At 65.3% G+C, this 12284-nt stretch carries 11 protein-coding genes, 1 pseudogene and 1 riboswitch; of the genes and pseudogenes, 9 read left to right on the top strand and 3 right to left on the bottom strand.

Annotated elements, in window-relative coordinates; genetic code table 11:
• Positions 1-223 (top strand): hypothetical protein (locus tag G3N58_RS32280; protein WP_206001221.1); only part of this gene is annotated, 223 nt, incomplete at its 5' end.
• A 213-nt stretch (positions 224-436) separates the two neighbouring features.
• Here G3N58_RS32280 and G3N58_RS32275 read toward each other — a convergent pair.
• Both G3N58_RS32275 and G3N58_RS32270 read right to left on the bottom strand, forming a co-directional pair.
• Positions 437-1177: a CbtA family protein gene (locus G3N58_RS32275; RefSeq protein WP_206001220.1), complete on the bottom strand. Its 741-nt coding sequence runs from the start codon at positions 1175-1177 to the stop codon at positions 437-439.
• An 11-nt stretch (positions 1178-1188) separates the two neighbouring features.
• Positions 1189-1410, bottom strand: coding sequence for a CbtB-domain containing protein (locus tag G3N58_RS32270; RefSeq protein ID WP_167050499.1), 222 nt, complete (start codon positions 1408-1410; stop codon positions 1189-1191).
• 42 nt (positions 1411-1452) lie between these two features.
• A riboswitch (cobalamin riboswitch) is annotated at positions 1453-1596 on the bottom strand.
• 56 nt (positions 1597-1652) lie between these two features.
• On the opposite strand from G3N58_RS32270, the gene G3N58_RS32265 reads away from it, so the two are divergent.
• The 6 genes from G3N58_RS32265 to G3N58_RS32240 all read left to right on the top strand — a co-directional run bounded on the left by G3N58_RS32265 (position 1653) and on the right by G3N58_RS32240 (position 8151).
• A complete protein-coding gene (locus tag G3N58_RS32265) occupies positions 1653-2282 on the top strand; it encodes a histidine phosphatase family protein (protein WP_206001219.1) in 630 nt (209 codons plus the stop codon).
• Positions 2283-2480: 198 nt separating this feature from the next.
• Complete coding sequence (locus tag G3N58_RS32260; protein WP_206001218.1) at positions 2481-3206, top strand: MarR family transcriptional regulator; 726 nt, start codon at positions 2481-2483, stop codon at positions 3204-3206.
• 6 nt (positions 3207-3212) lie between these two features.
• Positions 3213-5315 carry an FUSC family protein gene (locus G3N58_RS32255; RefSeq protein ID WP_167050493.1) on the top strand — a complete coding sequence of 701 codons (2103 nt, stop codon included), beginning with the start codon at positions 3213-3215 and terminating at the stop codon, positions 5313-5315.
• Between the two features lie 51 nt (positions 5316-5366).
• Positions 5367-5576, top strand: a complete 210-nt coding sequence (locus tag G3N58_RS32250; protein WP_167050491.1) for a DUF1656 domain-containing protein — start codon at positions 5367-5369, stop codon at positions 5574-5576.
• Positions 5573-6580, top strand: a complete 1008-nt coding sequence (locus G3N58_RS32245) for an HlyD family secretion protein (protein WP_206001217.1) — start codon at positions 5573-5575, stop codon at positions 6578-6580. Before G3N58_RS32250 ends, G3N58_RS32245 begins: the two co-directional genes overlap by 4 nt.
• A complete protein-coding gene (locus G3N58_RS32240; RefSeq protein ID WP_206001216.1) occupies positions 6577-8151 on the top strand; it encodes an efflux transporter outer membrane subunit in 1575 nt (524 codons plus the stop codon). The genes G3N58_RS32245 and G3N58_RS32240 overlap by 4 nt, the downstream gene beginning before the upstream one ends.
• A 165-nt stretch (positions 8152-8316) precedes the next feature.
• Here G3N58_RS32240 and G3N58_RS34370 read toward each other — a convergent pair.
• Positions 8317-8612: pseudogene (locus G3N58_RS34370) on the bottom strand (2Fe-2S iron-sulfur cluster-binding protein).
• A 311-nt stretch (positions 8613-8923) separates the two neighbouring features.
• On the opposite strand from G3N58_RS34370, the gene tssI reads away from it, so the two are divergent.
• Both tssI and G3N58_RS32225 read left to right on the top strand, forming a co-directional pair.
• A complete protein-coding gene (gene tssI, locus G3N58_RS32230; protein WP_206001214.1) occupies positions 8924-11647 on the top strand; it encodes a type VI secretion system tip protein TssI/VgrG in 2724 nt (907 codons plus the stop codon).
• 27 nt (positions 11648-11674) lie between these two features.
• Positions 11675-12284, top strand: a 610-nt coding sequence (locus G3N58_RS32225) for a VRR-NUC domain-containing protein (protein WP_206001213.1), incomplete at its 3' end; no start/stop codon positions are given.

Here is a 12284-nt window from a genome sequence, read left to right as displayed (position 1 = left end):
AGCGCCCACACTTATCGGCTGTTGGTTTTTAAAGATCAGTCCGCTCACTCAACCATGCCCAACACCACCCGGCACCGCTTCGTTCGCGTCGCTGCGTCTGCAGCAGAGAAACGAGATTATGCTGACCGCCCCGCATCACGTCAAGACCCTTCTCACAATTTCTTTTAAAAAAATCGAAGAGCTTAAAAATCGAGCACCATGGCATCGAATTCGAATTAGTTAGCCATCCGATTTAATTTGCACCGGGAGAAGCGAAGAACATGGATTAGAAGATTAGGTAATTGGCGAAAAGCGACCTGAGGAGCTTTTCCACAGAAAATGTTCGCAAGCCTGTGGATAACCACTCCACAATTACGCCAAGTCATTGAAGTAAAACCATTCTTGCGCGTTGCGCGCGAAGCATGACCGCTTTCGCGGTCATGCATTGCCTTCAATCTCAGGCCGACCTCATCGTTACGCGCGCATTCGTACGCATGAATGCACTGCGCTCGACCAGCGCGCCAAACAGCAACCCGATCGTCGCCCACATGATCACCTGCATGCCGATCGCGACGACGCGGAACTTCCACAGCAGCACGGCCGGGAAAGCGGCGGGCACTTCATTGATGACCGGCATCGACAACTGCACGGCCGCGATGATCGCGACGAACACCAGGCCTGCCACGATCGAGCCATTCCACGCGCCGAGCTTCGCAACCGCGCGGCGGCGCACCTTCAGCGCAAACACCATCGTCACGAGCGAAATGGCGATCATCAGGAAGAACAGCCCCGTGCGCATGCCGATCGTCTCGGGATCGCCGACCGATGGCGGATTCGCCGGATACTTGATATTCGGCACGATCACGAGCGCGATGAAGGCGCCGAGCGCGAGCCATGCGGACAACGCGCGCATGCTCAATGCACCCGCCCGTCCATAGGCATACGCAAACACAAGCGAGAACAAACCACCGAACGCCGCACCATACGTCACGACGCCGGTCAGCAGACCGAGACCCGCCTGCGTTTCGCGGCTCACGAGTTCGGGCTCGGGAGCTTCGCCGCGTGCGGCCGCCGCTTTTTCTTCGAATGAAATAGCCTGATCGACCTGCGGCTCACCCGCGAGTCTCGCGAAGCTGAATGTGAGCAAGCCCGCGACGATGCCCGCGAGCATCCCGCGCACCAGTAATTTGCCAACCATGTCGGACTCCGTTAGTGGCAGGGAAAGCCAAGCAGATGGCGGCCGTCGTGCACGAACTCATGCACGTACATGCCGGGGACCAGCGAAGTAGCCCCCTCTTCCGCACCAACAAAATAAAGCGCGAGCAACAGCAGCAAACCGCCGAATACCACCCACGGCAGCAGTTCGCGCAAAGGAATCGGAGTAGGCTCGGCCGCAGGTTGCGCGGCGGGATCGAAAACGGCTTCGGCCATGATGGATATCTCCTGGGGGTAACGCGCCCCGAAAGTCGATGACATAGGAATGGTGCGAAGCACAGGTCTGGCTTTCGGCTCTTGCTTGCAAACCGATTACAGTGGCGCGACCGCGCCGGGCTCTCACCGGCTTCCGTGCTTCGCGGAGCCCTTATTCTACGCGCTAAACTTCTGCCTTCATGAAAGCTTCGGCCACGTTTGCAAGCTCGCGTGGACAAACGGCAGCATCGGGAAAGCACAGAATGGATACGCGACTGCTACTGATAAGCCACGCGGCGACGGCCTCGCAACGCGCGGGCCGCTTCCCTTCCGACGACCCGCTCGACGCGCGCGGCACCGCCGAAGCGCAAGCGGCGCGCGCCCGTCTGGCACTTGCGCACGAGGCTCGCGTCTTCACGAGCCCGGCTGCCTGCGCGCGCGATACGGCTGCGGCGCTCGGCCTGAACGCCACACCCGCCGCAGCGCTAGCGGATATCGACTACGGCGACTGGCGCGGCCAGCGCCTCGCGGATCTCGCCAATGAAGCGCCCTTGCAACTCGCCGCGTGGACTCGCGACGCCGACACCGCGCCGCCCGGCGGCGAATCGTTCAGCCAGCTCGTGCAACGGATCGGCGCATGGCTCGACGCACCGGACGGACCCACGACATCGGCATCGACATGCAACGCGGCAAACCCGGCACCGCCAGCCGTATCGCCGCAAACACACACGGTGCTCGCCATCACGCACGCGCCGCTGCTGCAAGCCGCCATCGTGCATGCGCTCGGCGCATCCGCACAGGTATTTCCTCGCATCGAGATCGCTCCGCTGTCGGTCGTCGAATTGCGCCACTCGCGGCGCGGCTGGACATGGTGGCCAGCCGCCACTCGCTGACGCGAACGCGGCATGCGAAACATACGGCTTCGCTCCCCTGCTGGCAGCCCCGCCGCCGCATCCGACACCATCGGAAACACGTCCCGTCCCCCTCCGTTTAACGCGACTGTCGCATTCGCGCCGCAGACTCTCCCGGCACGGCGCGAATTTCCGATTCAATAGTTTGCTAACGAATATCAAGGAAATACAATACCTGCCATGCCGAATCTTGATACCCTGCGCCGCACCGTCAGCAGCACGCTGGTCGTCGCCGCCAGAAAGTGGCGGCGCACGAGTCATGGCGTGCTGGCGGCCTTCAACGTCTCCGAAGCGTGCGCGACCCCGCTTCTGACCGCGAGCCGGCTCGGTTCGGCAGTGCGCCAGGTTACGCTCGCCGATCACATCGGCATCGAAGGCCCTTCGCTCGTGCGGCTGCTCGATCAGTTATGCGCAGCGGGCCTGATGCGCCGCGAGGAAGATCCCGAGGACCGCCGCGCCAAAACCGTCGCGCTCACCGACGAAGGCCGCGCCGTCACCGCGAAGATGGAAGAGGAGCTGGTCACGTTGCGCGCCCAGGCGCTCAAGGGCCTGTCGCGCGACGATCTCGAAGCCACGCTGCGCGTGCTCGATGCGTTCACGACGGATGCCAGCGGCCGCGCCGAGCTCGACGCCGAAGCGGCGGCGAAGCCCGAGCCGCCGCAACGCGGCACAACGGCCGGACCTGCAGCGGGCACCCGCGCGCCGCTCGAACGCGCCGCGTCCAAGCGCACCACGTCGCCGCTCAAACGCGAACCCGCGCGGCGCGAACCCCTCGCCGTCAAACTCGGCAAGACCGGCAAGAGCGCGGCCCCAGGCGCCGGCAAGGCGCACGGTACGGTCAAGGCACGCAAGTCCACCAAACGCGGCGTCCGCGCAACGGCGCCACACAACGCCGGGTCCGCGTAACGGTCTATGGCCTACCCTTCCTTTCGCGACTGGCTGTTCTCGGTCAAGACGTTCTTCGCGGCAATGCTCGCGCTCTACATCGGACTCGCGTTCCAGTTGCCGCGGCCGTACTGGGCGATGGCCACCGTCTATATCGTGTCGAACCCGTTCGTCGGCGCGACCCGCTCGAAGGCACTCTATCGCGCGCTCGGCACTGCGCTCGGCGCGGCGGGCGCGGTGCTGCTCGTGCCGCCGTTCGTCGAATCGCCGTATCTGTTCAGCGTGGTCGTCGCGCTCTGGACCGGCACGATGCTCTACCTCGCGGTATCGGACCGCACCGCGCGCAGCTACGTGTTCATGCTCGCGGCCTACACGATGCCGATCATCGCGCTGCCTTCGGTGACGAATCCCACCGGCGTGTTCGATCTCGCGGTCAGCCGGACCGAGGAAATCCTCGTCGGCATCGTCTGCGCGAGCATCGTCGGCAGTGCGCTGTTTCCGAGCCGGCTCGCGCCGACCATCATCGAGCGCACCGACGCATGGTTTCGCGACGCCGCGTTCTACGCGACCGAAACGCTGTCGGGCCGCATCGCGAGCGCGGCGATTTCGGGCGCGCGGCAGCGGCTCGCGAGCACGATCAACGGTCTGGAACTGCTGCTGAGCCAGCTCGCCTACGATCACACGCGGCCCGACATCCTCGCGCGCGCACACGAACTGCGCGGACGCATGCAGTTGCTGCTGCCGATCATGTCCTCGCTCGCCGACCCGCTGCTCGCGCTCTACCACAACGGCCAGCACAGCTGGCCCGAAGGACTCGACGCGCTGCTCAAAGACGTCATCAAGTGGTTCAACCAGCCGCTGCCCGCGCCGAGCAAGGGCTATCACCCGGACGAAACCGCCAACGCGCTGCGCGAGCGCATCGCGGCGCTGCGTCCACCCGCGGCCGCGCTCGCGCACTGGGACGGCGCGCTGCTCTCGAACGCGCTATGGCGTCTGAGGCAGGTCATCGACGTATGGCAGGACTGCCGCTCGCTGCGCATCATCATCGCGCGCGACGAAGGTTCGTGGCGGCCGCACTTCCGTCATTGGCGGCTCGGCGGCACCGAGCGTTTCTACGACCGCGGCATCATGCTGTTCGCGACCGTGTCCGCGGGCCTCGCGGTGATTCTCGCGTGCAGCCTGTGGATCGGCTCAGGCTGGAACGACGGCGCCAGCGCGGTGACGCTCGCGGCGGTGGCCTGCTGCTTCTTCGCCGCGCTCGACGAACCCGCGCCGATGGTGTTCCGCTTCTTCCTCGCGACCGCGGTCAGCGTGCTCGCGGCGGGCGTCTATCTGTTCGCGGTGCTGCCGCACGTGCACGACTTCCCGATGCTCGTGATCCTGTTCGCCGGGCCGTTCATCCTCGTCGGCACGCTGATTCCGCGCCCGCAGTTCAACATGGTCACGGTGCTCGTCGCGGTGAACACGGCGACCTTCATCAGCATTCAGGGCGCCTACGAGGCTAACTTTCTCACCTTCGTGAACGCCAATCTCGCGGGCCTCGCCGGCCTGCTCTACGCGTATCTGTGGACCCGCGTGACGCGTCCGTTCGGCGCCGAATTCGCGGCTTCGCGCCTGCTGCGCTCGAACTGGGCCGACGTCGCACTGACCGCGTCGACGACGCCGATCGAAGACCCGCGCAATCTCGCCGCACGCATGCTCGACCGTCTGATGCAACTGATCCCGCGCCTCGCCGCGACCGACGAGCACCGTCATCCGTCGATCGAAAGCTTCCGCGATCTGCGCATCGCGTTCAACGCGATCGATCTGCGCCGCGCCACGCGCAAGCTCGGCGGCGAAGTGCCGGGCGCGATCGAGCACGTTCTCGACGGCGTACGCAGTTACTACGAGAGCTGCGTCGAGCGGCGCCGCCGCGAGCCGGTGCCGCAGAGCCTCATGGTGTCGATCGACGCGGCGGTCGCGCGCGTCACCGCGCAAGGGCTCGCGAATGCCGCCGCGCCGACCGAAACCTCGCCGACCTCGGCGCGCCAGTTGCGCGACGCGCTGCACGCGCTCGTCGGCTTGCGTCTTTCGCTGTTTCCGGCCACGCTCACGAAGCCGACGCCGACCGAACCGGAGGCTTCCGCATGATGCGCGCCTCCGCTTCCGGCAGCCCGTTCCCACTCTTTTCCAGTTCCCGCGATGATCGGTGAAATCGATATCTTCGGCGTGTTCGTGCCGTCCGTGCTGGTGCTGATGCTGATCGCCTACCTGATCAACCTCGTCATCCGCACGGTGCTCGCGTACGTCGGCTTTTACCGCTTCGTGTGGCATCGCTCCATCTTCGATCTCGGCATCTATGTGCTGGTGCTGGGCCTTGTCGTCGTCGTTTCGCACAGACTAATAACGTGAAAAAAACCTGGTTCTCGCTCGGTCAGATCCTGCTGACCCTGATCGTCGTCGTCGTGGCCGCGCTCGTGCTGTGGAAGCTGGTCGCCTATTACATGTTCGCGCCGTGGACCCGCGACGGACACGTGCGCGCCGACGTGATCCAGGTCGCACCCGATATCTCGGGGCTGATTTCGTCGGTCGAGGTGACGGACAACCAGCAGGTCAAGCAAGGCCAGGTGCTGTTCGTGATCGATCAGGCGCGCTATGCGCTCGCGCTGCGCCAGGCCGAAGCGACCGCGCAGCAACGCCGCGCCACGCTCGACCAGGCGCGCCGCGAATACGCGCGCAATCGCCAGCTCGGCAATCTCGTCGCGGCCGAAGTGCTCGAGGAAAGCCGCTCGCGCGTCGATGCGGGCGAGGCCGCGCTCGCCGACGCGGACGTCGCGATCGACACCGCGAAGCTGAACCTCGAACGCTCGACGATCAAAAGCCCGGTCGACGGCTATCTGAACGACCGCGCGCCGCGCGCCGGCGAATTCGTCGCGGCGGGCCGCCCGGTGGTGGCGGTGGTCGACATGCACTCGTTCCGCGTCGACGGTTACTTCGAGGAAACCAAGCTGCGCGGCATCGACATCGGCCAGCCGGTCGACATCACCGTGATGGGCGAGCCGACGCCGTTGCGCGGCCACGTGCAGAGCATCGTCGCCGGGATCGAGGACCGCGACCGCACGCAAGGCTCGAATATGCTGCCGAACGTGAACCCGGCGTTCAGCTGGGTGCGGCTCGCGCAGCGCATTCCGGTGCGCGTCGCGCTCGACGAAGTGCCTGCCGACTTCCGCATGATCGCGGGCCGCACCGCGACGGTGTCGGTGCGCGATCTGTCGCCGGTCAGAAGGCAGCCGGTGTCGGGTGCGGTGGCGGCTTCGGCCGCGCCGGTGGCGCCCGGTTCGGCCGTGGCGGCCAGTTCGGCCGTGGCGGCCAGTTCCGCCGCGCCGGCCGCGGCTGCGTCGGGCGCGTCGCAATGAAACTCGCGCGCCCCTTATCCTCGCTGGCGCCGCGCCTGCCGCTGCGGCCATGGCTCCCGCTGTTGCCGCTATTGCCGCTCGCGGTCGCGCTGAACGGCTGCATCAACGTCGGCCCCGACTACACGCTGCCGAAGCAGGCGCTCGTCAACGCGCCGCTCGCCAAAGGCGCGCTCGAAGGCGCTGACCCCACCCTGACCTCGACCCTCAACACGCCGACGGTCTGGTGGAAGCTCTACGACGATCCGGTGCTGAACAGCCTCATCGACGAAGCGCTGAAGTCGAACACCGATCTGCGCGTCGCGGCCGCGAATCTCGCGCGCTCACGCGAGGCGCTCGGCGTCGCGCAGGCGCAGGGCGGCTTCTCGGGCAAGGCGTCGGCAGCGGTCGAACGCGCACAGGAATCGGCCGAGCAATACCTGCTCTTCGAGAAACTGCCGGTCGCCAACGAAGCCGACCTCGGCATCAGCATCTCGTACGAAATCGATCTGTTCGGCAAGCTGCGCCGCGGCGTCGAAGCGTCCGCGGCGGACACCGAAGCCGTCGAAGCCGCGGGCGACCTCGCGCGCATCACCGTGGTCGCCGACGTCGTGCGCTCGTACGTCGAGCAATGCTCGGCGGCCGAGGAGTTGCGCATCGCCCAGCAATCGCTCGCGTTGCAGAAGCAGCGTGTGGACGTGTCGCGCCGTCTGCGCGACGCGGGCCGCGGCAATCAGACCGACGTCACGCGCGGTCAGACCCAGGTCGACAACCTCGCGGCCGACATCCCGCGCTATACGGCGCGCCGCAAGATCGCGCAATACCGGCTCGCGGCGCTGCTCGCGCGCGCGCCGTCCGATCTGCCGCCGGCCGTGCTCGCCTGCGATCGGCTGCCGCAACTCAGCCAGCCGATTCCGATCGGCGACGGCGCCGCGCTGCTGCGCCGCCGCCCCGACGTGCACGAAGCCGAGCGTCAGCTCGCGGCCTCGACGGCACGTATCGGCGTGGCGACCGGGGCGCTCTATCCGAGCGTGAGCATCGGCGCATCGACGGGCTTCACGGGCATTCTCGAAGACATCGGTACCTCGCCGACCGGGCGCTGGGCCTTCGGTCCGCTGATTAGCTGGACCTTCCCGACCAACGGCGCGCGCGGCCGCATTCGCGAAGCCGAGGCGTCGAGCCAGGTCGCGCTCGCGAAGTTCGACGGTGTGGTGCTGAACGCGCTGCGCGAAACCGAGACCAATCTCGCGACCTACGCCTCCGACTACGCGCGCGCCGATTCGCTGCGCGCGGCGCTGAAGTCGGCCGCGCAATCGGCGGATGAAACGCACCGGCTGTATCTCGCGGGCCGCGAGTCGTTCATCTCCGATCTCGACGCGACGCGCACGCTGACGGCGGCGAAGTCGCAACTCGCGGGCGCCGAGGGCCAGGTGGCAGTCGATCAGGTCAATCTGTTCCTGTCGCTGGGCGGTGGCTGGGAGGTCGGCGGGCAGAGCACGCCGGGAGAAACGCCGGCGCAGCTGAAGGCGACGCCTGTCGCGGCGAAGGCGGCGGCCATGCCGGCGACGACAACCTCGGCGGGCAAGGCACCCTGAATACCGGACACCGCGATTCGCTACGCGGTCACGTCATGTCGGCATGCCTGCAAGGCGCGGCGACGCTTGGGGGATGCATCGGCATCTTCACGGTGATCATCGCCATCGTGGAGGAGGTTCGGTTCGCCAGTTGAGTGAGGCGGGTGCGGTGCGGCTTGTCCCGCCCTACCCCATCCGCCGCGCCGCCAGATGAATCGCCGCCCGCACCCGCGGATACGTGCCGCAACGGCACACCACCGGCGTCATCGCCGCATCGATATCCGCATCGTTCGGATTCGGCTTGTGCTTGAGCAGCGCGCAGACCGCCATCAGTTGCGCGCTCTGGCAATAGCCGCATTGCACGACGCGCGCGCACCGCGGATAGCCAAGCCTCAGCCGAACTTGCCGCCCGCCATGCCGAGGTCGCAACACCGCACCCATAGCAATAATATCTCGGCGGCACAGCGCCCCTCCTTGTCTATCCATTGATATTCGGCATTGCCACGCGGCTCTCCCGAACCTCAAAATTTCAGGATTTCTGACAATTTCAGCATCTGGCGGATCGCGGTCCCGGGCACAGACTTGCTTCGCACGGTCAGGCGGCGGAAGTCACGAGGGCAGGGCGTCTCAAAGCGTTTCAGGAATTTAAAAATCTATTCGCAGTACAGATATCCCTGCCCGATTTTCGGCATCGTGCCGTTGCGTTTCCCCGAGAAATGGAAAACGATCGCAGGCCATACGTTCGGTGCGCCGATACGTCTGCCTGCGCCCTATCCACCACCGGAGAGAACCGATGTACACGCCGAAACAGGTCCGCACACTTGCCCTCACGGGCAAGGTCCTACCCGTGTGGAACGGTGAGCCCGTGGTGTTTCCGGCGCGCCTGCAAGGCATCGAAAAGCTGGGCAAGCTCTACGAATACTCGGTGAAACTGAAGACTCGCGATACGCCGACACTACGCGCTACCGCGGCACGCGCGATGATTAGACCCGACGAACTCGTGGGCCGCGAAGTCAGCGTGTCGATCCGGTTCGATGGCAAAGGAACTTTCGTTGCGGGCCTGCCGGGCGAGAGCGGTCTCCCGAATAAGGGAGCCGGCTCGCGCGAGATCACCGGCCTCATCACGGACATGGCACTCGCCGGAGAGGACCCGCGTCATGCCTACTACCGCATGACGATACGTCCATGGCTGTGGCTCGCGACACTGAACCGCGACAGCCGCATTTTCAGGAACATGAATATCGCCGAGATCACGAGACAGGTGCTCGATGCCTATCCGTATCCGGTCGATTATCGCCTTGGCGCGCCGGGACTGGCCCAAGGCTGGCCGAAACGCGACTACGTGCGGCAGATGTGGGAGAGCGATTTCGCGTTCCTGCGCCGGATATGGCGCGAATGGGGCATCACGTTTTTCATGGAAGGGCCGACGCTGGTCCTGTGTGATTCGCCCGGCAGTTATCACGCGCATCACAACATGTACGACACGATCCGGTATCAGGCACCCGACGGCGCACGCATCGACGAGGAGCATATCCACAGGTTCGAGGTCTCGCGCGCGCTGACGGCGGGTACCGTCACCCTCACCGACTACGATCCGACGCGCCTCGGCCGAATCCTGCTGTCCGATCCGTTGAACCGCTACGACAACCTGCCTTATGCCGACACCGAGCAGTACGACTGGGGCGACTATGCGCAACCGCTGGCGGGTTCGGGCGGACTGTCGGGAACGCCGAACGACATCGAGGACGAGGCTCGCTACCTGGCGAACGTGCGCGCCGATGCACTGCGTGTGCGCAGTCTCACGGCCCAGGGCCGGGGCAACCTGCGCGGTCTGGCTATCGGGCATACCTTCCACCTCGAAGGCCATCCGGATCAGACCGCCAATGCCGAATACCTCGTGAGCGCCCTGACGCTCGATATCCGCGACAACGACGAGGCCAGCGGCAACGAAAAGCCATACCGGTGTATCACCCGGTTCGAACTGCACCCGGCCAACCGTTTCTACCGCAACCGGCTGAAGAAGAAGCCTCAATGCGGCACGGAAACGGCGATCGTCACCGGACCGGCAAACTATGCGATCTGGCCGGACGCTCATGCGCGGGTGAAGGTCCGCTTCGTCTGGGACCGGCTCAGCGAGCGCAACAGCATGGCGAGCTGCTGGGTGCGCGCGGTGTCGCCCTGGCAGGGCATGGAGTACGGGTTTGCCGCGCTGCCGCGTGTGGGTCAGGAGGTCGCCATCAGTTACCACGAAGGCGACCCGGACAAGCCCTATATATCCGGCCGCATGGTGAACCGCACGCAGCTGCCGCCATGGGAACTGCCGAAGAACCAGGCGCTGACGGGCTGGCGCAGCCGGGACCTCGAAGGCCTCGGGGCCAACAGCGTCGTGACCGACGACACGCCCGGCAAACTCCAGGTGCAGGTGACGAGCGATCATGCGAACTCGCGGCTGGTACTCGGCAGCAATACGCGCATCGACGGCAACCGCGGACGGGCCCAGGCACGCGGCGAAGGGTTCGAACTGGCGACTGAAGCGCATGGCGTGGCACGCGCCAATCGCGGCATGCTCATTACGACCGAGACACGTGTGGGCGCGGACGCACCCATGAAGGACATGGGCGAAACGGTGCAGCGTCTGCGGCAGGCGCGCGAGCAGCATGAGGACATGGCGCGATTGGCGCAACGGCACAAGGCGCAGGACGCGCAGATGAACCCGTGCGATGTGACCGCCGGCATGAAGGCGCAGAACGACGCGATCAGAGGTGGCGCAAAAAGCGCGGCCTACCCGTCGCCGGAAATGACGCGGCCGGACCTCGTACTCGCGAGCGCGGCGGGTCTGGCCGCAACGGCCGCCGACAGCACGCATCTGGCAAGCCAGAACGATCATGCCGTCACGGCGGGGCGCGACGTCAGCATTGTGTCAGGCCGTTCGCTGTTTGCGTCGGTGCGCGGCGCCATTTCGTTCGTGGCGGCGCAATTCGGCATCCGGCTGTTTGCGGCAAAGGGCAAGGTCGAGATTCAGGCACAGAACGACCAGATGGCGCTCGCCGCGCTGAAAGACCTCACCATCACCAGCACCGACGGAAAGATCGTCATCGAGGCGGCGCAGGAAATCTGGATCGGCTCGCGCGGCTCGTACATCCAGATCAACGGCAGCGGCATCACAAACGGCACGACAGGCACGATTCTCGAAAAGTGCACGAGGTGGAGCAAGACGGGGCCCGACTCCATGCCGCGGCCACTCGAGACTTTCAGGCCCGACTATCAGGCGCGGTACGTCCTGCTCGATCAGAAAAGCGGCTTGCCCATGGCTCGGCATCCTTACCGGTTGTATCTGCCGACCGGGAGAGCGCTCAGTGGCATGACGAGCGACAAGGGAGAAACGATGCCCGCATTCGCGCCGGCATCGCAATCGGTGCAACTGCGGGTCAATACCGCGAGGCAGCAGTCCAGAGTCGAGTCGTGGCACCTCGCGGGTGGCGGGACGGAGGTTTTTTCTGACCACATTACTGAATGAAACAGCCGGACAGGAGACCATGAAGTTATGGCAGCACAGATGATTCCCGTTGACACAACCATGACCATTCGGGAGGACATACCCAAATACGTCCGTCTTCCGCATCAGGCGATGGGTTACCTCGAAGAAAAAATCCGCTCGGCGATGTGGTGGCCCGAGGTACTCCGGGTACAGAGGTCGGATGGCCTGGTGGGAACGAGCCTGCTCAAGCAGATTGCAATGAGCGCGGCGATTCGCGCGGATGAGAGGAAGCATGAGTTCTGCTGGCGGTATAAGGCCGAGGTGTCGTTTGATATGCGGCCGTGGATCACAAATGAATATCCGCCCATACCTTTCCTCAGTCAGACCGATGGGGACATCCCCGGGCGCCGTCACAGCCAGAACCCGTTTCCGTTGTCCGGCAGCCTTGCAGGCGAAGTCCGCCGCCCGGACGTGGTGATCGTCGAGAACGAGGGCAACCGGTGGCCGGGTCGCGGAGCGGTCGATCACGACGGGATGGCGCAGTGGCCAAACCTGCTGAGGCTCGTCGAGGTCAAGTTTCCGGGAGACACCTGGGGAAAGGGACAGGAAGAAGACTATGTAGGGATAGCCGGCGATAACCACCACATGACTGTGCTGAAGGTCTCGGGCGGTGAGG

The organism is Paraburkholderia sp. Ac-20342 (assembly GCF_017104985.1).
Lineage (GTDB): Bacteria > Pseudomonadota > Gammaproteobacteria > Burkholderiales > Burkholderiaceae > Paraburkholderia.
The sequence above is the reverse complement of the archived record's forward strand: the minus strand, read 5'-3'. Positions and strand labels throughout refer to the sequence as shown.